Source organism: Streptococcus parasanguinis (assembly GCF_009717775.1).
Classification (GTDB): domain Bacteria; phylum Bacillota; class Bacilli; order Lactobacillales; family Streptococcaceae; genus Streptococcus; species Streptococcus parasanguinis_AG.
In genome coordinates this window covers 56,081-75,474 of sequence record NZ_WMZF01000002.1, presented here as the reverse complement: position 1 = coordinate 75,474, position 19,394 = coordinate 56,081, and the positions used below count along the sequence as shown (strand labels likewise).

Here is a 19,394-nt window from a genome sequence, read left to right as displayed (position 1 = left end):
TAACATTCACAACAGAAAGGATAGGAGCAAACTGTTTAGGGTGTCCGTTACTGAACAGTTTGTTCTAAGTGTCCATATGACAGCACAGGATCGTCGCATCACCAAAACTCGAAAAGCTATCTATCAAGCTTTCTTACACTTACTCAACCAAAAAGACTACGAGGCCATCACTGTTCAAGAAATCATAGACCTTGCTGATGTGGGGCGTTCGACCTTTTACAGCCATTACGAGAGTAAGGAACTCTTGCTAGATGAACTCTGTCAAAAGCTCTTTCACCATCTCTTTGAGCGTTCTGAACACCTCTCACCACAAGACTACCTGGCCCATATCTTTCAGCATTTCAAGAAAAATCAAGACCATGTGACCAGTCTCTTGCTCTCTAAAAACGATTATTTCATCCGACAACTGCGAAAAGAACTAGAACACGATGTCTACCCAATGGTAGCCGACGAACTCATCAAAGCCCATCCAACTCTCCCTCACTCTTACCTCAAACACTTGGTCGTCAGCCATTTCATCGAAACCCTCAGCTGGTGGTTGAAAAAAGGAAAGTCCTACACCGAACAAGAAGTGATCCAATTTTATTTGGAGATTTTAAAAGTGGGCTCGAACTAGAAGGGAGTATTTTCAATGACCAGCGTGCAATTTTACTTTCTATTTCCATCACTCTTCATGCTTCACGAACTGGAAGAAATCGTTTGGATGCCATCCTTTGTCAAAAAAATATCAATCCAGTATCCAAACAATCGAATCCTATCTTATTACACTCCTTTTGCTTTCAATGCCATTGTCTTGGAGCAATTTCTGATCCTAATGACATCGCTATATCTTAGTTACCAGTTTAACAACTATAGCATTTACGCAAGCATCATAATCGCTTATATCTACCATGTCTTAGGACATCTGATTCAAACAATCGTTATACGAAAATATGTGCCTGGGTTGTTAACGGGCATTTTAACAAGTTTGTTTGCTCTTTGCAATCTCAAAAATGAATTTCCAATTAAACTTTATGGTTACTCTCTTTTTACCTTATTGGTTATTATTTTAAATCTTGTAGTATCATTTATGATTCTTCATAAAATCAGTCATAAAAAATAGTACTCAGGCAATCATATCTTAGAAAGGAAACCCTATGTTCTTCCCCATTCTTCTCGGCTTTTTTACAGCCTTCTTTGCCCTTGTTTTTGCTCTTCTTCACTTATTGGCTTCTCTTTCTGAAGTTAAAAAAGGGAACCACACTCTAGGAAATACATTTCTCCTCATCGGAAGTAGCCTTGCGACCTTATCACTCATCCTCTACTTCTTTTTACCGGTTGTCTCTCTAGTCCTTTGGCTGATCGGCTGTGGTTTGATTTGCTACGGGGCCTATTGGAATGGGAAACACAAAGGAAACTTCCATCCAGCTCACCACCTGATTCGGATGGGCATCGCTCTAGTCCTTACCATCTTGTTAGCCTTGTTATAAGAAAAGCTCAAGTTTTCAAAAAACTTGAGCTTTTGTATTTTCTATTTGTTAAGCCATCAACAGCATGAGAATAGGGATCACCACCATGGTTGCAAGGGTCGTCTCTGTCACCATGATCGCCGCGTAATCGCTATCGGCTCCGTAAAGTTTGGCAACGACTGGCGCATTGGTCATCACCGGCATGGCCGACTGAATGATAAAAACCTGCTTCATCAAGCTTGGAAGAGGTGCCCAGTAAACAATGGTCGCCATCAAGAGTGGGGCAACCACGAAGCGACCTAACAGAATTAAGAATTGGTCTTTTTTCAGAGTCAGCTGTTTTAGTCCTGCATTGGACACTGATAAACCAATAAATATCATGGATAAAGGAGTTGTTAAATTGCCCAGATACTGCAAATCACTGGCTAAAAAGGTAGGGAGCTTGATATGAAGAATCACCAAGACTAACCCTAAGAGAAAGCCCATGAGAGGAGGAGAAAAGACTTTTTTCAGACTCGTTTTGAGATCAAACTGAGCTTCTCCTTCGCCATCTCGCTGGATCAGGTAGGTCCCCAAAGTCCAGAAAAAGGTAGTATTACACATGTAATAGATCAAAACATAAGGAATACTGGCATCCCCGAAAAGGGTCTGGTTGATGGGAAGCCCCACAAAAATCGTATTGGAATTAAAAAACATGGAAATAAAGAGGCCACGGCGGTCCTGTCTCACTGCAAAAATTCTGGCTACTCCTGTCGCGATGCCAAGCAAAATAACCATAGACAGGGCAGGAAAACGCAGTTCTGGCAACATTTTTAGGAGGTCAGCCGCTGTAAAACGCTGTGTAATGGTATAAAGCATATAGCAGGGCAGAGCGATTTGAGTGACTAATTTTGCGATCAGGCCACGTGACTTGTCATCAAACCAGCCTTTTTCACCTATGACAAAGCCCACTAAAATCATACCTAGAATGACCAGGATCCCTGATATACTCCTCAAAAAGATCTCCATGTTTTCTCCTTTTACTTCTTTGAAATGAACGTTTTTCCACAAGGTCTCAAAAACTACTCTAGTATATCACAAAAAGAGGCGGAGCAACATGCCCATCTCTTGTATTTTATTAATTGTTACTAGTAGCCTTTCTTGGCCGCCTTGGTCCATTGGTACCAACCAACGAGACTGTTGATAAGGTAAATCAAGAAAAACCAATAAAATGGTGGGGACTATGGCGAAAATAGATGATTCAGTTAAAAAGAAAGTTCCAGAATTGCGATTTAAAGGATTCACGGATGAATGGGAACAGCATAAGTTGGGAGACGAAGTTCGAATAGTGATGGGACAGTCTCCTAATTCAGAAAATTATACTGATGATCCTAATGGGCGCTAAAAATGCGAAGACCTATGAAGACCTATTTTGTATTAGTCAAACAAAAGATCCAAAAGAAATGGTATATGATTATGACCATGAAACAAAGTAAAATCAAACCGAGTGATCTGAGGAAGCACCCGATGATCATGAAACGTTATTAAACACAAAAGTCACCCATGTGAGTTCTTGCCAGAAGCTGAAGTTAATCCTTCAACCTGGAAAACCCGCAGAGGTGACTTTTTCTATACATCTCGATTTTTCTGGCAATAATCATTAACCGATAAATATGTCTGTGAATCACCCAGCGACTCCGCTATGTCCATAATCCGCGGTGGTAGTAATCCCACTCGCTGGACAAGTTCGTGATCGCTGAATAATTCCCGTGGACTGCCGGCGAAGCCAAACTTCCCGTGTTCCATAACATACACCGACTCAAACTCGGTGGCGACCCAATCCATGTCATGGGTGATGGTCACAACTTGGTGGCCCGAATCAGCCAACTGATGGAAAATTGCGGTCAACTTGCGCCGGCTTTCCCAATCAAGCGACATCATCGGCTCATCAAATAAATAAATCGCCGGATCCACTGCTAAAACTGTGGCAACGCTCAACAGCTTGCGTTCCGACAATGACAGGTCATATGGACTTTCAGCTGTTTTATCATCCAAGCCAACTCTTTTTAGAGCCGCTAAAGCCCGCCTCGTAATCGTGTCGTGGTCATCCATGACCTGCGCGACACTCCACTCCACCTCTCGTTGAACGGTCGGGTTGAAAAGCTGATCGTCAGGATTCTGAAAAGTAATCCCAACCTTCAGTAACTTTTCGACTGGTTTAAGATCATTAAAATTTTCTCCATCGATCTTAATCACACCGGTTTGTGGTGTCAGCAAGCCCGTCAACAATTTGAAGAGCGTTGATTTGCCGGCACCATTTTGGCCGACAATCGCCACCATCGGATCGGCGAAGAGTTTGTCTTCAACATCCAAGCTAAAGGACCGTTCCGGATAAGTGAACGTCAGGTGGTTCAGTTCAATTGTGGACATAACAAACCTCCTTCAGTTCAGCGTCATTCACCGGATACCGGCCATCAGCCAAGTGCCAATCCATTTTTTGAGCAAGTTGCTGGATTGTCGGGGCTGGAATCTGCCAGTCAGCTTCCAAATGATTAAACACCTCTCCCGGCCTGCCCTGGGCTACCATTTGACCCTCGTGCAGCACCCACACAACGTCGGCGACTTCGCACAAATCGTCAATTTCACTGGTGACAATGAAGACAGTCGTCTCTTTGACTTGGGCCAGCCATTGGAAAAATTGTCGGCGGCCAAGGGGATCCATCTGACTGGTCGGATCATCCATAATCAAAACAGCCGGGTTAGCCGCAATCGCCGTGGCAATTGCCAACCGCTGGCTCTGACCACCGGAAAGGCTCTCGGGACGCAAATTCAGCTGTTCAATCAGCCCCATTTGCGTTGCAACTTCTTCAACCCGTTTTTGAATCAGTCCTTCAGCCATTCCCTGATTAATCAAGTCAAAGGCGATTTCATCGGCAACCGTGTCTGCCAACCCGCTTAGTTGGCCAGCTGGATTTTGCAGTACAACTCCATTCATGGCATTATAAACGGGCCAATTGTCGGACACTCGCTGGCCAAACATGTGCCAGTCGCCCTCAATCTCAGCAGACACCATTTTGGGAATGACCCCTGCCAGCACACGGCACAAAGTCGATTTGCCGGAGTGGCTATTCCCGATAATCCCAACCACCTGGCCGGTATGAACCTCCGCGTTAATCTGACGCAGTTGTGGTTGCTCAGTACCCGGATAACGGGTGGTCAAATTTTCAATTACAATCCGTTTATCTTCGTCCATATCTTCCACCCAATCAATAAAATTGCCAATCCAGTCAGACCAATGTGCAGCGTCCGCGACAGGCGATACACGCGCTGGGAGGTTCTGACAGTCCGGTTGGGATTATCAAAACCTCTCAGTTGGAGAGAAATCGACCGCGCCATCGATTGATCCAAGGTCTTAATCACCAATGGAATTAGAACCGGCAGGACTGACTTTAATTTCTGAATCAACGTTTTTTGCGGATTGGTTCCGCGAACTTTTTGTGCCTGCTGGATTTTCCGCATATTGCGCATCATTTCCGGCAAAATATAACACACCGACATCAGAACGTAGACGGTTTTATAAGACAATCCGGACAGTTCCAAATAGGCCGCGTTTTCTGAAATACTCGTGGTCACCATAAAAAAGCCACTGGTCAAAATAATCACCAATACTCGACAACCCAGAGTGGTGGCGTAAATCAGGCCTTCTTTGTAGAACGACACCCCAAGCACAGAAAACAGCACAGTTTGATTCCGACTGTAAAATAATCCTTGGATGATCAGCATGGTGCAAATCAGAAACAAGCTGAATCCCAGCGCCTTAAAGATGGTAGAACTCAATTTGGAAAATAACAATAGCAGTGTTGCGACAAGAATTAATCCGGCCTGAAGCAATAAATTCATACTGGCAAAGCTCAACAACGTCATGTCCACGATGAACAAGAGCTTAGTAATCGGATCGATCACCTGGTACCACTTGAGCTTGACCCGTGGCGCTCCAGAAATCAATGTTTGATCAGTCATCATTTATCACCGCTAAAGAAGTGCACCATCCGCTTCGGCAGCTGACGATAGATGAAGAAGGCCAGGTAGGCCACGCAGACTTTATCCAAAATATCCAAGACAAACTCATCGGTAAATGAGGCCAGCCACACTGGTGCATGATTGGCGACCATTACCGCAAACAATGAGTCACCCCAAGCGATACCGGTCTGACCCCCCCAAAAGATGACGTTGAGTGGCGTTGAAATGGCAGCTGAAACGATGGCAATAATAATAGCAGAAACAAATACTCGTCGCGCTGACGAGAACCACCCATTGGCGTGCAAAACTCCGACAGCAATCCCAATTCCGATGCTGGTAATCGCATACACGGTTGAAATTGGCGATAAGGTCAGCCCATAGATCACGTTGTTGATGAAACCACTGATGGCACCGGCAACCGGCCCAGCCAACATGCTGGCAAGAAAGGTTCCCAAAGACCCCAGCCAAACGGGCAACTTTAACCCCTCCGCCAAGGCTTTGGCAACATAGTTAATCCCCACGGCAGCGGGAATCAAAGTCATGGTGGCAGCACTTAACTTAAATTTCCACATACTGGTACGATGAATCGGTTCTGTTTTCATAATCTTCTCCTTTTGTTTTTAAAGAGCCGTGTCTGTTTAGACTTTCGGACGCAACGCTCTATAGATTTTCGATTTGAACCGCTTCTCCTTTCACAGATCCCTTAGTCGACATCAGGGATTTTCTTGAAAATGATTGTTCAACAGTTCACAACTAATCATACTCCGATTTTCATAGAAGTCAAGAATTTTCTGAATTTTTTTTGAAAACGTTCGGGAATTAAAAAATAGAGCAAGCGCCCATGAGAATGATCGCAAGACAATTATAAGAGGCCACTATAAAAAAACAAACACCATCTCTGGTGTTTGTTTCATTTTATAAAGGAAGCACTAGCTTATTTTTTCTTTTTCTTCAAAATATAAGCTGCAATGCTTGCCAAGACAAAGGCTAAAACTAGGCTAATAATAGAGATGGTCGTACCTGTATTTGGTAAGAATCCTAAGATCTTGCCTGGTTTCTTCGGCTCTGGTTGGCTTGGTTTTTTAGGTTCAGGTTGACCCGGTTTCTTTGGTTCAGATGAACTTGGAGGAGTTGGTTGTTTTGGAGTTTCTTTTGGAACATGCTTGTTAGTAATCACAACATTTCCTTTACCATCCTCGTCGTTACGAGCTTCATAGCCCTTTGGAACACTGACTTCTCTCACTGTATAAGTGATGGTGTTTCCATTTGCTTTTTCATTTAAATCTGCAAAGGTATGGGTCCACTTGTTTTCAGCTGACAATTCTACTTCTTGACCGACTTTTTGATCATTGGCATAGAGTTGAACGCGAATACTCTTCGGACGAATTCCATCCTTGTCATTCTCATCATCCCACTTCTTAGTGACCGTGACGCTTGTCTTACCAGGTGCATGGGTATTGGTAATGGTATAAGCAGCCTGATCAATTGTAGTCGTATATTCAGCTACCTTCTCTTCTTGAAGAGTATAGACGATTTCTTTTCCATCCTTGAATTTTGGTAGACCTGTGAAACTTTCTTTCCAATCTGTCGCATTCGTGAGTTCTTTTTGAGCAACTTTTTCACCATTGGCAAGAAGATTCACAACGATACTTGCTGGACGAAGACCATCTTGATTGTCTTGGTCATTCCAAATCTTGGTCACTGGAATATCGATCACCGCTGGCGTATGCGTATTGGTCAAGATCGTATGAGCAGCGTCAGAGGTATCGGCAGTGACTTGGTAGCCTTCAGGAACAGAGACTTCTTCCACACGGTAGCTGATAGCTTGACCAGCTTTCTTTTCAGCTAATTTGCTAAAGGTATGAGTCCATTGATTGTCCGCTGACAATTCAACTGGGTCTCCTACTTTTTCATCCCCAGCATAGAGTTGAACCTTAATGGATTTTGGACGAAGACCATCTTGGTTGTTGGCATCTTCCCATTTCTTCGTGACTTTCATCTCTGTCAAAGCTGGTTCATGCGTATTGGTCAAGACAACATTGGCCTTGTCCTTATCATTTACCGTTACTTTGTAACCATCTGGGACAGTTACTTCTTTGACTGTATATGCAATTGCTTTTCCAGCTGCCTTGGCATCAAGGTTTTCAAATGCACCTTTCCAGTCATTCGCAGCTGAAAGTTCTAATACTTGATCGGTCGCAAGACCATCTTTGTACAATTGAACTTGAATGCTGGCTGGACGAAGGCCGTCTTGGTTGTCTCCATCTTCCCACTTCTTGCTCACTTCTACTTTGGTCTTTTCTGGTTCGTGCGTGTTGGTCACGACTACTTGACCTGGATTGCTTGCTTCGACGGCTTGTGTGTAGCCTTCTGGAACATCGATTTCTTTGACTGTATAGTTGATAACTTGGCCAGCTTTCTTCTCATCTAGGTTTGAGAAGGTATGGGTCCATTTGTTATCTGCTGACAATTCAACAGCCTTACCAACCTTTTGATCACCAGCATACAATTGAACCTTGATTGTTTTTGGACGAAGGCCATCTTGGTTATTGGCATCCTTCCAGTTTTTCGTAACAGTCAGGCTTGTCTTACCTGGTTTGTAAGTATTGGTAATTGTAGTGCCATCAATCTTAGTGGTGTAATTGTCCACTTTGTCTTCTGTCACTGTGTAGACAACTTTTTGTCCATCTTTATAGACTGGTAGATCTGAGAAGGTATGAGTCCATTCATCTCCTTCACCAGTCAGATCAAGAGCTTGAACCTCTGTTCCATTTGCCAAGAGGTGAACTTTGATGGTAGATGGGCGAAGACCATCTTGGTTTTGTGCATCATCCCAGACTTTCTTGACTGTAACCGTCGTGGTCTCAGGAGTGCGCTTGTTAGTGATGGTGGCTTTTCCATCTGTGAAGCTAGCTTCTTCTGTATAGACCGTATAATGAGTCGGAACTTTCACTTCTTTAACAGTGTAGGTATTGAGTTTGCCATCACTGTCTTTATCTGGAAGATTCGTAAAGTGAGCTTTCCAGTCTGTTGCGGCTGAAACCGTGACTGGTTTTCCTTGAGCTTTGCCATTCTTGTAGAGTTGGAATTCCACACTTGCTGGGCGAAGCCCTTCTTGGTTGTCTTGGTCATCCCAAACTTTTGAAGCTTCAAGATCGAGATACTTGATATCTGCTTCATTAGCGATCTCAACTGGGACTGCTTTTGAGCCAACTGCTTTTCCATCCACCGTGACGTGGTAGATTTGTTTGTCCGCATTATAGGTGACAACCACAGCATGTTCTGTTTCATCCAACTTGTAGTTTTCAGGTGCTTTGGTTTCTTTAAGTGTGTAGGTTCCTTCTGTTAAGGTGTTAAAGGAAAGTTCCCCTTTTTTATCAGAAGTTGCCGTCGCAACAACAGCACCATTTACATCAGTTAAGGTAAATTCAGCACCTTCAAGAACTTTCTTAGGATCATCCTTGTCCACCTTCTTGACTTGGAAAGCAGCCGAGAAGATTTGTGCAGTTACGGTATTAGACTCACGATTTCCTTCGTGACCTTTCGCCTTGTAACCAAACTGGTTATGAGCTTGAACAAGACCGGAACGACCGCCGTTGTCTTCATTATCTTTGGTGCGTTTTTGCATCAAGGCCTTGACTTCATCGGTCAATTCACTTGGATTCACGACTGGGACACCAAAGCTTGCTTCTCCACGCGCAGGAATCGTGGTTCCTGCATTTGCAACTAACTTGATTCCTGTTACTTGACTGTAATCAGACACAGCTGTCGTCCAGATATCCTTGTCAGCAGCTTGCGCCATGGTATCTGTCGTAACGCCTGTATCAGTTGTATAGTAGACCGTCCATCCTTCTGGAGCTGTCACTGGTCCACGAAGGCTGACCGTGTATTCTGTCATCCGACCAGATCCGTCTAGTGTGTTAACGTCTTTTACTTTTGGTAGGACATCATAGACGACTCCGTCTTCTACTGCCTTATCCGTATTATTTTTAATGGTGAGTTTGTAGTTAAAGGTTTCACCTGGTTTGAAGGTACGTGTCACAATCGAAGCGTCTGACAGGTCATCATTTTTAGCGATATATTTGCGTGCATAGATTCCTTCAGCCGCAACAATCGTATAGTTTGATTGAGCATATGGAATTTTATCCGTTGTTGAACCATTTCCGTTCAGATCATACACATCTTCCGTGACCCGATCAGGGTTGGCATTTTCAAGATCGTGGATGCCGTTTCCAGCGACATAGACTTTATTTGTGAAGGTACCACCATCATCTTTCCCTTTCAGATCAGCCACGATAAACGGTAGACGCACGCGATTAAGATCTTTAAGAGAAGCTTTAATAAACTCTTTTTGATCCAAATGCATGATGAGAGCTGTCCGTCCAGAATTGTGGTAGTTTTCAATGACATCGTAGCTCTTTAAGAATTTCATACCTTTTTCATTAGAGGCAAGGTTTCTTTCAAAATCTTTATAGTCGACTTTAAGGGTATTTGGATCATACAGATCAATGATTCGCAGGTCTCCATAATCCTTATCAGGATCCAAGACCACTTTGGTTGCCATCAAACCAAAACGAATATTTTGTCCATCAGTATAACGAACATTATTATAATCCGTCGTTTTTGAAATCTCAAAGCTTTCCTTCAAAGGAATCAGCTTAAAGGTCCAATTTGATGTTTGGTCTTTTGCAACATTTGATTGTGTTTGATAAGTGACACGACCCGTATTCTTGAATTCATTCTTGGTCGCATCATTTTCATCGTAACGAGTCTTTTCTGGATCTTTGAAGCTTGTATAGGTATTGAGGCGAATTCCTTGACCAGATTGAAGGACAAAGTCATCCTTCATTTCCATCCGCCAGCCCACAACGGTTCCATACTTGGTTAAATCGATCAAGCCATTGCCGTCTTTATCGGTTTCTGGCTGAATTTCTTTTTTACTACCATCGTCCAAAGTAAGGATCAAGCGTTTCACATATTTGCTAACAAACTCGCCATTTCCATAATTCCCTTGCATGAGACGAGCGTAATCAATTTTGGTAAATTTTAACCGAGAGTCCACTGTCTCATCATAGAAAACAAAATTCTTTTGTGGTGAAGGAGTTTTGTTATCAAAAGCGATGATCCATTTATAGTTTGCTGCTTTATATTCAGTTGAATCATAGACATCACCATCTGCTTTTTTGGCAAAACTTCCAGCCCCTTCCAGGTCACGAGAGGTCAAGCGGAAAATAAGAGAATCTTCAGCTGTAATATCCGGTTCTCCCTCTCCACGATTGGCAGGAATTCCCACAATACTTCCTGAGTTTGTCAAATCCTTACTAAGGACGTCTTTGAGAGTCTGGTCCTTTTCCAAAACTAAATCAGGAAACTTCAAGTAAAGGTAACTTGTATTCTTGATTTTTGCCATGAATTCTTGGTGATAAGCTGCTGGATTACCGTTTGCATCTGCTGTAAACGTCTTAGAAACGGTGCCATCTCCATTATCTACCCAACCTTCAGACTTAGCTGTATCTAAAACTGCTGTCCGGGTATTGCCATTTTTATCTGTATAGGTTGGCAACTTATCGGTAAGCGTTACTGATTCTAATTGACGATATTGTCCCCCATACTGTCCTTGCATTCCCTCCAATTGAAATGCAAATGGAACAGATGATGGGGTTTCAATATAATTTTTTCCGTCAGCCCCTTTGACAACACCAGGCATGGCTTCCGCATAGTCCTTGGACATGGCTTCGTTCAAGTTTTGGTTGATATACTTGGTTAAGCGATAGTCATTGTACTTGGGTTTCCAAATGATATCATTGAGTTTTGCTTCTTGACCATTGATATTCAAGGTACCCGTAATATCCAATGAATAATTGGTCGGTGCATAACCGACTTTAAATTTTCCAATAAATGGTAAAGTCAGGACCTCTGACTTTTGGTAATTGTTAAAGTGAAGTGTGACTTGATAATCATCTCCAACTTTTGTAACCGTTGGTTTGTCATGCTCTGAAGCACTATTGAAGTCAGGGAAACTAACTTCTCGTAAGTACTTTCCAGGAACCTTCAAGGTCACCGTTACTTCATTAATATCCGTTGTCAAATTCTTAGGGGTGATCTGGATATAACCAGACATGGTATCCCCTGTGTAATAGGACATCCCATCTGGATGGTTCTGTTTATCCCCATACATAAGGGTAACATCCAAGGCCCCATTATCCCCGACTGCTAGCTCATTGGCAAAGGCTGTGATCGCCCCTTGACCAAGCTGGCCTAGCATCATGAAAATTGTTAAAATGGCAAAACCTTTTTTCAAAAAGTCTTTCCATAATGAACGAAGCTTTTTCATGTCTTATCTCCTTTACTTTTGTTAGCCTTCCAAAAGGCCCTCCCTTTAATTTTATCACTTATTTTTTAAAATATCCTTTGCTTTTCAAATTAAATCATCACTATTCAATAATATAGACATTATTTGCAATGATGTCTATATTATAAATCACTATCTGGTACTGATTTCCCCTTTCTTCTATCCAAGGGCAAGAAAATAAAACATTTATAAACAAGGAGGAGCAGTCTGCCAATTCTTATTCTTCCTTGATTTTCTTCATACAAAAAAACTCAAACACATCTGCTTGAGTTTTGTACACCCTACTATTGGTTGATTATTTTATCTAACTCTTCACCATTTGAAGGAATCTTTTGTTTTTCCCTTCTCTCTCGTACCCACAGCATAGCTAGTCCAAAAAGGTGACTACCAAACAAGGCAGTCACAAAAATCAGCTTGCCCCTGTCTGGATAAGAGAGAGGGAGGCTGCTAAAGCCATAGCGAGCCCACTCGATAAAGATCGGATGCGAAAAGTAAAGGGCTATACTCATTTGCTTTAAATACTGTAAATCATAGCTTTTCAAAAAGGACGATCGCAGGCAGGCATTGACCAAATAAACGGTCACAAAGGGAAGAAGAAAGAAAAAGTTCTTATCAATTCCTTGGTGTTGAAAAATAATGATCCCTTCTAGACAGAGCAATCCAAAGGCAAGAGCTAGCTTTTGCCAACGGTGAATTCTAAAAGTTTGTGCATGAAAATGGTCATACAGATAATAACCCATATAAATAAAAATGGGCGTGTAAAAGAGACCATTTCGCGCTGTAAAAAATAGGTTGCTGTAGAGCTGGTAACCCTTGAGAAGACTTGTGGTATCCAGATAAGCCGAATAGGTCTCGATCAAGCCCCAGCAGTAAAGAAGAAAGGTGATCAACCCCGTCCAAACCATACCTAGGCGTTTGACCAATTGATTGACCAAAAACAAGCCCAGCAAAAAAGCAGGAATATACCAGAGTTGGTAGCACATTCCCAAGTAGACCAGAGCAATCAAGATTCCTGCTGGAAAGAGATAAACAGGAAGATGGAGACTAGAGAAAAAGAGCCAGGCATAAGGGAGGTAAACGAAACTCCAAAACAAATAGTTTTTTACGATTTTGACCAGATAGGCCTTCATTTTCTTAGAATTCCCTAGGGAGTGTTTGAGGAAAAAGCTGGCACAGACGATAAAAAATGGCACCGCTAGCCGGCCGAGCATACTCTTGAGACCAAAATGCAGTGGCTCATAAGAGGTCAAGCGACCACTATGCACCAAAATCACTGCAATCGCAAAGAGGTATTGAAAAAAGCTGATACTAGAGGTGTTATAGAGGGGATTCTTTTGCATAGTCCTACTCCTTGCCCAAAGCAGTTTCTATGGTTATTTTAGCATGAAAGGGAAGGCCAAGCAAGGAATCTTACATCCTTATCTACCTTTTTTCCTCTATTTTTGATATACTCAAAGCATGCATAAACAAACCATTATTGATTTTAAAGAGCTTGGATTGCGATACCTTTTCACCAAGCCCATAAAGGAATTAAAAACTAGAAACCTCGACCAGGTAGAGGATCTTCTTAGAGAAGTCGAAGCCTACCAGGAGCAAGGCTTTTATGCTGTTGGCTATGTCAGCTATGAGGCTGCTCCTGCTTTTGAGAAGAAGTTTGCTGTCCATCCAGCACCTCTTATGGGAGAGTATCTCCTCTATTTTACTATCCACGAGAAGGTCGAAACCCTTCCTTTTCCAGAGGACTATGAAGCTGTGGATCTTCCAGCCAATTGGAAGGAAGAGGTAGAGGCGCCTGCTTATCAAGAAGCCATCAAGACGATCCATCACCATATTCGCCAGGGAGATACCTACCAGGTCAACTACACTGTCCAGCTTTCTCAAGAGCTAAAAGCAGATCCTTTGGCCATCTACAATCGCTTAGTGGTAGAGCAAAAGGCCCATTACAATGCCTTCATCCAGCACGATGATGTCTCTATCCTCTCCATCAGTCCTGAGCTCTTTTTTGAGCAAGACGACCGGCTACTGACCACGCGCCCTATGAAGGGAACGACTCGTCGTGGTCTCACCAACCAAGCCGACCTCAAGGAAGCCTCTTGGCTAGAAGCTGATCCCAAAAATCGAGCAGAAAACATGATGATTGTGGATCTCCTGCGCAATGACATGAATCGGATTTCGGAAATTGGGAGTGAGCAGGTGACCCATCTCTGCCAAGTCGAGCAATACTCCACTGTTTGGCAGATGACATCGACCATTGAAAGCCGCTTGCGACCCGAAGTCGATCTGGTCCAAGCCTTCCAAGCCCTCTTCCCTTGTGGATCGATCACAGGCGCACCGAAGATCTCCACTATGGAAATCATCCAAAAGACGGAGAAGTCTCCTCGAGGTGTCTACTGTGGAACGATCGGCATCCTTCTTCCAAAAGGGAAACGGATTTTTAATGTAGCCATCCGGACCCTTCAAATGCAGGGGAATCAAGCCATCTATGGCGTGGGAGGAGGCATCACTTGGGACAGCAAATGGGAAGGTGAATACCAGGAAACCAAGCAAAAATCGGCTGTCCTCTACCGGCAAGAACCTCGCTTTGAGCTCCTGACGACTGGCTGCATCCACCAAGGAGAGTTGACTTTCCTCGACCAACATGTAACACGCTTGAGAGAAGCTAGTCGCTACTTTGCATATCCTTATGATGAGTCGAAGCTCCTGAAAGAACTTCAAGAAGAACTCGCTCATTTAGATCTCAACCTTGACTATCGTTGTCGGATTGCCTTGCAAAAAAACGGGACCTTCCACCTAGAGATCACGGAGCTGACCGACTTGCCAGCTAGCTATCTACAGGCCCAACTGACCGAGCAGAAGCTTGATTTAGCGACGCCATTTACTTATTTCAAAACGAGTCAGAGAGACCATCTAGGCCAGTCAGATCACGAGCAAATTTTTCATCTGCCAGACGGAAGCTTGCTAGAGACGACGATTGGCAATCTGGTGCTGGAGATAGAGGGACAACTCTATACCCCACCAGCTCACCTCCCATTATTAGATGGCATCTACCGGCGCCATCTTCTTGAGACCCAGCAGGTTGAAGAAAAACTCTTAACTCTGAACGATTTAATAGACGCCGATCGTATTTATGCCTGCAATGCTCTTCGTGGTCTCTACGAACTCGATTTTCAAAGAAAGGATTCCTGATGAAACTGATTTTTTTACATGGACTAGGACAGGATGTCCTCTCTTGGCAAGGAGTCCAATTTGCACTTTCACCCTTGCACTCCAAAACTTTTGATATTTTCTCCCATCCAAAAGAAAGCTATCAGGAAGTTAAAGAAAGGTTGATGGAGCGCCTCCAGCAAGAAAGCGAACCCTTTATTCTGGTAGGACTCTCACTAGGTGGCGTGCTCGCTCTTGATCTCTCCAGACAAGACTTCCCGCAACTCAAGGGCTTGGTCCTTGCAGGAACTCAATACAAACTCAACACCAACCCCCTCTATCGGCTCCAGATCCTTCTCTTTCGTCTACTTCCCAAGCATGTCTTTGAAAAACAAGATGCCAATAAACAACAGATGCTTCAAATTTTGACCGAATTAAAAGGGCTCAATTTAACCGATACCGTTAAAGCTTGCTCTCTCCCTAGCTTGGTTATTTGTGGCAGCAAAGATTGGGCCAATCAATCTTCTTCTAAAAAATTGGCCAAGCTCCTGCCAAAAGGCCGCTATCAAGAAATCGCAGACGGAGGTCATCTACTCAATACCGAGAAACCCTATGAACTGGCCCAAGCCATCAAGGAGTTTGTCGCTGGGTTTTAAAATGAAGAGGCTGGGACAAAAGTCCTAGCCTCTCAATTATTTTTGGATTGTCGAGCAAGACGCAGTGGTTGAGTGGGCTCTACTATGCTGATTTCATCAGCTTTTACAGCCCTACTCAACTGTGCGGAGGTGGGACGACGAAATCGAATTCTAACGAATTACCGATTTCTGTCCCACTCTCTTTTTTTAGAAATATTTGAGAATTGCTTGATAGTTATTTGAAAAGCAAGCTGTATACTAAGAGTGTAAAGAAAACAACTAGTCATTTGGACGAAGGAGAAAACCATGGAAAAAGTATTAGAAATTTCCCATTTGAGTAAAAAATTTGGTCATCAATACGCCTTAAATGATGTGAATCTCACCATTCGCAAAGGCGACGTCTACGGCCTGATCGGCAAAAATGGTGCAGGGAAAACCACCCTCATCAAGGTCATCACCCAGCTGATTCAAGAAACTGATGGAAGCGTCTCTCTCTTTGCTTCTACAAATCGCTCCCAGTGGACCCAAGCGCTTAAACGGGTTGGATCCGTCATTGAGAGTCCCGTGGCCCATAAGCATATGACCGCTTATCAAAACCTGGTCTACTATTGCAAGGCTCGCCATATCCCCAATCCCGACCAGGTCATCAAAGAAACCCTGAACTATGTTGGCCTGAATAATACGGGTAAGAAGAAATTCCGTGACTTCTCACTAGGAATGAAACAACGGTTGGGAATTGCGATTGCTCTCATTGCTAAGCCAGATTTCCTTATTCTGGACGAACCCATCAATGGCCTTGATCCAGTCGGAATCAAGGAATTCCGTCAGATGATCAAACGCCTCAATGATGAACTCGGCATGACCATCCTCATTTCCAGTCACATCCTCTCCGAACTCTATCTGGTTGCCAATCGCTTTGGTATTGTCGACCAAGGACGCCTGATCAAAGAAATTAGCAAGGCTGAATTCGAAGAACAAGGAGAAGACTACATCATCCTCAAGACTAGCCAGCTAGCCCTTGCGAGTCAACTGATTCAGGATCAACTCCATCACCGCATCAAGGTCATCGATAAGGATGGAGAAATCCATATCTTCGGACAGACTCACGATATTAAAGTCATTGTCAAAGCCCTCGTTCAAGCCGATATTGACGTGGACGAAATCTACTATGCCCGCCAAGATCTGGAAAAATTCTTTACGGACTTGGTAGACTAGTCCAATCACCGTCTTCCTCTATTACCTATCCCACATATTTCATTTAGGAGATTTATCATGTTGCATACCATTCAAGCAGATTTTTACAGACTTTTTCGCTCCAAAGGTTTTTGGATTACAGAAGCCATTCTCGTTCTCAACATCCTGTCTGGAGTCATCTTTGGAGCTACTGGCCACGTCGGCGTCAATACGGAATCCAAATTGCCCCAAGCGACCGAAGTTTGGACAGGCTTTAAAGCTTTGACCAACTACTCTTCCAGCATCAGTGTGACCATCCTCTTTACCATTATTGTCATCACCTTGGTCCTGGGAACAGACTTAACGCAAAACTTATACAAGAATAGTCTGGCCTATGGCGTTTCTCGCACCAGTTACTACTTTGCCAAAAGCGCCGTTGTTCTGACCATTGCTCTCTTCCAATTTCTTGTTTCTTATGGTCTCGTCTTCTTGATCGCGACGCTCTACAATGGACTTGGCACCATGCCAGAGCACTTCTTGGCTCATTTTGGACTGACCGTGCTGATTCAGTTCCTTTCCACCTTGGCTTGGGTCAGCATCATTTCCTTCCTTCTTTATGCCAGCCAATCCATCACCTTGGCCTTCGTTGGCTACTTCATTGGAAATATCCTCTTAAGCCTTCCTGCGCTCTTCCTTAAAGATATTGATATTCTCCACTATCTAAACTTGGAATTCCAATATTCCATGGTACAGAGCACAACAGCAACAACCAACACCCTCTCGATCGCCCTTGGATTCATCCTTGTTTTCGGCTTCCTAGGACTGGCTACTTTTAAACACAAAGATTTATAACAAAAAGACTTGAGCAGTGCTCAAGCCTTTTTTCTTAGTGTAATGGTCAAGATAAACCAGTCTGCCTCCGTTGCCAGTTGCAAGTCTCCCCCTAAGATCTCTACAAAATTTTGAATGATATAGAGACCCAAGCCAGATGACTCTTCTGTATCCGAGAGATTTTCAGAGTAGAATCGACTAGCCAATTGGTCTAAGTGCTGGATCGGTTGTTGCACAATATTGCGCAGCTCGACTCGAATCGTGTCCGCGTCCGACATTAAGGTCAAGCGAGCCTGATCCTTTCCATGCTTGAGGACATTACTGAGCATATTTTGCAAGAGGCGCTCCCAAAGTTCCGGATCCGTAGCATAATGAAGATGCTCTTCTAGCTCCACCTCTAAGGCAATCCCCGCTTCGGACAAGCTGTCATAATACTGGAACAACTGCTGGGTCAGGACTTGGCTGAGATTAACGTCTGTAAGCCGAGGCTGAATAGCTCCCTCCATCAAGCGTCTGTATTCCAAGAGAGATTCCAAGCGTTTTGAGACGACTTGAAGATTGGAAGCAATTTTCTTCAGCTTTTCCTCTTCCTGCGTCCCACCTTTGATGATTTGTTGGGTATAGCCCGACGCAATGGTCAAAGGCGTCCGGATATCGTGAGCAATATTACTGATGGCCATATCCAAGGTCTTCTTTTCTTGAAAGGCAATCCGATTGGTCCGCTCAATCTGATCAAAGAGATCACTGACCTGCTTGGTCAAGGCGACCAATTCTTTTTTTGAGACCTGAGAGGTCAGCCGTACCCCACTCCCGCTTTGGAGCTTCTTTTGAATCTGCTCCTGCAAATCTGTGAGAGCAGAGAGTAGGCGAAGGTAGCCCAGTCCCAAGAGAAGGACAAGGACGACAAGAATTAGAACTAGAACCCACATTACTTGTCTCCTTTCAAGCGAACACCCAAGCCCCAGACCGTTTCAATATAGTCCTCATCTGGGTCAAGCTGGGCAATTTTCTTTCGAAGATTGCTCAATTGGGCATTGAGGGTATTGTCACCAGGTAGATAGACTTCTTCCCAGACCGCTTCATACAATTCTTCCTTGGTAAAAATCTTCTTTGGATGAACCAGCAAGGTCTCAAAAATTTGAAATTCTTTTTTGCCCAATCGAAGCGTCTGTGCGCCAGACTCCAGTTCAAAGGTTTCTGGATTCAGAACCAGATTTTTAAAGGAGAGCTTTTGCGACGCTTGAGCTTTCTTTGCTGGTGAGACGTGATTTCGCAACTGCACCGTCACTCGAGCTGCTACTTCATCTAGATTAAAGGGTTTGACAATATAATCATTGGCACCTGCAAGGAGATACTGGCTAATGAGGTGTTTGTCTCCCAGAGCGGTCATCATGATAACCGGTGTCTGACTCTGCAGACGGATCTCCTCCAGGACCTGGTCCCCATTCTTCCCTGGAAGCATGATATCCAGAAGGACCAAATCAACAGCTTCTTGCTGGAAGACCCGTAGCCCTTCTGTACCTGAAAAAGCCTGGAGGACCTCATGATCTTCACTTAAGAGACTGTATAAAATTTCTTGGATATCATTATTATCCTCGATTAATAAAATCCGTGCCACTTGCCTCGCTCCTTTTTTCTTTTCTTGCGAAATCAGTTCTATTCCCCTAGCCTATCAAATAAAGGGACCTTCGTCAATGAAAATCTGATAAAATTCTATTTCCCCCAGGTAGATCTGCATGTTAGGTCATCACAAGATGAACTTGACGATTCTTTCTTTCAAAGGGTATAATAGGACCAATGACACAATAGGGA

General features: G+C 43.6%; 18 protein-coding genes. 9 read left to right on the top strand and 9 right to left on the bottom strand.

Annotated elements, in window-relative coordinates; genetic code table 11:
- Positions 1-76 precede the first annotated feature (76 nt).
- The 3 genes from GMC92_RS04570 to GMC92_RS04560 are packed head-to-tail and all read left to right on the top strand — an operon-like array spanning position 77 to position 1,469.
- On the top strand, positions 77-616 hold the full coding sequence (locus GMC92_RS04570; protein ID WP_155199865.1) for a TetR/AcrR family transcriptional regulator: 540 nt from the start codon (positions 77-79) through the stop codon (positions 614-616).
- Between the two features lie 15 nt (positions 617-631).
- A complete protein-coding gene (locus GMC92_RS04565; RefSeq protein WP_155199864.1) occupies positions 632-1,102 on the top strand; it encodes an HXXEE domain-containing protein in 471 nt (156 codons plus the stop codon).
- Positions 1,103-1,136: 34 nt separating this feature from the next.
- On the top strand, positions 1,137-1,469 hold the full coding sequence (locus GMC92_RS04560; RefSeq protein WP_155199863.1) for a glucuronide permease: 333 nt from the start codon (positions 1,137-1,139) through the stop codon (positions 1,467-1,469).
- A gap of 48 nt (positions 1,470-1,517) precedes the next feature.
- Here GMC92_RS04560 and GMC92_RS04555 read toward each other — a convergent pair whose 3' ends face one another.
- Positions 1,518-2,456 carry an AEC family transporter gene (locus GMC92_RS04555; RefSeq protein WP_155199862.1) on the bottom strand — a complete coding sequence of 313 codons (939 nt, stop codon included), beginning with the start codon at positions 2,454-2,456 and terminating at the stop codon, positions 1,518-1,520.
- A 214-nt stretch (positions 2,457-2,670) separates the two neighbouring features.
- Between GMC92_RS04555 and GMC92_RS10730 the strand changes: the two genes are divergently transcribed.
- Together GMC92_RS10730 and GMC92_RS10890 are read left to right on the top strand one after the other, a co-directional pair.
- Entirely contained in the window at positions 2,671-2,832 is a 162-nt protein-coding gene (locus GMC92_RS10730) for a hypothetical protein (protein ID WP_020903529.1), read from the top strand.
- Positions 2,833-2,846: 14 nt separating this feature from the next.
- Positions 2,847-2,975: a hypothetical protein gene (locus tag GMC92_RS10890; protein WP_002878297.1), complete on the top strand. Its 129-nt coding sequence runs from the start codon at positions 2,847-2,849 to the stop codon at positions 2,973-2,975.
- Between the two features lie 81 nt (positions 2,976-3,056).
- On the opposite strand, the gene GMC92_RS04550 is transcribed toward GMC92_RS10890, so the two are convergent.
- From GMC92_RS04550 to GMC92_RS04525, 6 genes are all read right to left on the bottom strand, one after another.
- On the bottom strand, positions 3,057-3,857 hold the full coding sequence (locus GMC92_RS04550; RefSeq protein ID WP_155199861.1) for an energy-coupling factor ABC transporter ATP-binding protein: 801 nt from the start codon (positions 3,855-3,857) through the stop codon (positions 3,057-3,059).
- The gene (locus GMC92_RS04545) at positions 3,844-4,680 is read right to left on the bottom strand and encodes an ABC transporter ATP-binding protein (protein ID WP_045759846.1); all 837 of its coding nucleotides are present in this window, start codon (positions 4,678-4,680) and stop codon (positions 3,844-3,846) included. The genes GMC92_RS04550 and GMC92_RS04545 overlap by 14 nt, the downstream gene beginning before the upstream one ends.
- The gene (locus tag GMC92_RS04540) at positions 4,656-5,447 is read right to left on the bottom strand and encodes an energy-coupling factor transporter transmembrane component T (RefSeq protein WP_173019373.1); all 792 of its coding nucleotides are present in this window, start codon (positions 5,445-5,447) and stop codon (positions 4,656-4,658) included. The genes GMC92_RS04545 and GMC92_RS04540 overlap by 25 nt, the downstream gene beginning before the upstream one ends.
- Complete coding sequence (locus tag GMC92_RS04535; protein ID WP_023919079.1) at positions 5,447-6,049, bottom strand: hypothetical protein; 603 nt, start codon at positions 6,047-6,049, stop codon at positions 5,447-5,449. The genes GMC92_RS04540 and GMC92_RS04535 overlap by 1 nt, the downstream gene beginning before the upstream one ends.
- Before the next feature lie 332 nt (positions 6,050-6,381).
- Positions 6,382-11,781, bottom strand: a complete 5,400-nt coding sequence (locus GMC92_RS04530; protein WP_155199860.1) for a Cna B-type domain-containing protein — start codon at positions 11,779-11,781, stop codon at positions 6,382-6,384.
- A 302-nt stretch (positions 11,782-12,083) separates the two neighbouring features.
- A complete protein-coding gene (locus GMC92_RS04525) occupies positions 12,084-13,139 on the bottom strand; it encodes an acyltransferase family protein (RefSeq protein WP_049490427.1) in 1,056 nt (351 codons plus the stop codon).
- 118 nt (positions 13,140-13,257) lie between these two features.
- Between GMC92_RS04525 and pabB the strand changes: the two genes are divergently transcribed.
- From pabB to GMC92_RS04500, 4 genes are all read left to right on the top strand, one after another.
- Complete coding sequence (gene pabB / locus GMC92_RS04520; protein ID WP_155199859.1) at positions 13,258-14,985, top strand: aminodeoxychorismate synthase component I; 1,728 nt, start codon at positions 13,258-13,260, stop codon at positions 14,983-14,985.
- Positions 14,985-15,599, top strand: coding sequence for an alpha/beta fold hydrolase (locus GMC92_RS04515; protein WP_049506328.1), 615 nt, complete (start codon positions 14,985-14,987; stop codon positions 15,597-15,599). Before pabB ends, GMC92_RS04515 begins: the two co-directional genes overlap by 1 nt.
- Positions 15,600-15,884: 285 nt before the next feature.
- Entirely contained in the window at positions 15,885-16,793 is a 909-nt protein-coding gene (locus GMC92_RS04505; protein ID WP_070505273.1) for an ABC transporter ATP-binding protein, read from the top strand.
- Positions 16,794-16,850: 57 nt separating this feature from the next.
- Complete coding sequence (locus GMC92_RS04500) at positions 16,851-17,603, top strand: ABC transporter permease (RefSeq protein WP_006595651.1); 753 nt, start codon at positions 16,851-16,853, stop codon at positions 17,601-17,603.
- 20 nt (positions 17,604-17,623) lie between these two features.
- On the opposite strand, the gene GMC92_RS04495 is transcribed toward GMC92_RS04500, so the two are convergent.
- Complete coding sequence (locus tag GMC92_RS04495) at positions 17,624-18,511, bottom strand: sensor histidine kinase (protein WP_155199858.1); 888 nt, start codon at positions 18,509-18,511, stop codon at positions 17,624-17,626.
- Positions 18,511-19,200, bottom strand: a complete 690-nt coding sequence (locus tag GMC92_RS04490) for a response regulator transcription factor (protein WP_302992679.1) — start codon at positions 19,198-19,200, stop codon at positions 18,511-18,513. The genes GMC92_RS04495 and GMC92_RS04490 overlap by 1 nt, the downstream gene beginning before the upstream one ends.
- Positions 19,201-19,394: the final 194 nt, after the last annotated feature.

Bases quoted from the DNA above. Each gene is read 5' to 3' on its own strand.
- GMC92_RS04570 (WP_155199865.1), top strand. From the start codon at position 77: ATGACAGCACAGGATCGTCGCATCACCAAAACTCGAAAAGCTATCTAT.
- GMC92_RS04565 (WP_155199864.1), top strand. From the start codon at position 632: ATGACCAGCGTGCAATTTTACTTTCTATTTCCATCACTCTTCATGCTT.
- GMC92_RS04560 (WP_155199863.1), top strand. From the start codon at position 1,137: ATGTTCTTCCCCATTCTTCTCGGCTTTTTTACAGCCTTCTTTGCCCTT.
- GMC92_RS04555 (WP_155199862.1), bottom strand. From the start codon at position 2,456: ATGGAGATCTTTTTGAGGAGTATATCAGGGATCCTGGTCATTCTAGGT.
- GMC92_RS10730 (WP_020903529.1), top strand. From the start codon at position 2,671: ATGGCGAAAATAGATGATTCAGTTAAAAAGAAAGTTCCAGAATTGCGA.
- GMC92_RS10890 (WP_002878297.1), top strand. From the start codon at position 2,847: ATGAAGACCTATTTTGTATTAGTCAAACAAAAGATCCAAAAGAAATGG.
- GMC92_RS04550 (WP_155199861.1), bottom strand. From the start codon at position 3,857: ATGTCCACAATTGAACTGAACCACCTGACGTTCACTTATCCGGAACGG.
- GMC92_RS04545 (WP_045759846.1), bottom strand. From the start codon at position 4,680: ATGGACGAAGATAAACGGATTGTAATTGAAAATTTGACCACCCGTTAT.
- GMC92_RS04540 (WP_173019373.1), bottom strand. From the start codon at position 5,447: ATGACTGATCAAACATTGATTTCTGGAGCGCCACGGGTCAAGCTCAAG.
- GMC92_RS04535 (WP_023919079.1), bottom strand. From the start codon at position 6,049: ATGAAAACAGAACCGATTCATCGTACCAGTATGTGGAAATTTAAGTTA.
- GMC92_RS04530 (WP_155199860.1), bottom strand. From the start codon at position 11,781: ATGAAAAAGCTTCGTTCATTATGGAAAGACTTTTTGAAAAAAGGTTTT.
- GMC92_RS04525 (WP_049490427.1), bottom strand. From the start codon at position 13,139: ATGCAAAAGAATCCCCTCTATAACACCTCTAGTATCAGCTTTTTTCAA.
- pabB (WP_155199859.1), top strand. From the start codon at position 13,258: ATGCATAAACAAACCATTATTGATTTTAAAGAGCTTGGATTGCGATAC.
- GMC92_RS04515 (WP_049506328.1), top strand. From the start codon at position 14,985: ATGAAACTGATTTTTTTACATGGACTAGGACAGGATGTCCTCTCTTGG.
- GMC92_RS04505 (WP_070505273.1), top strand. From the start codon at position 15,885: ATGGAAAAAGTATTAGAAATTTCCCATTTGAGTAAAAAATTTGGTCAT.
- GMC92_RS04500 (WP_006595651.1), top strand. From the start codon at position 16,851: ATGTTGCATACCATTCAAGCAGATTTTTACAGACTTTTTCGCTCCAAA.
- GMC92_RS04495 (WP_155199858.1), bottom strand. From the start codon at position 18,511: ATGTGGGTTCTAGTTCTAATTCTTGTCGTCCTTGTCCTTCTCTTGGGA.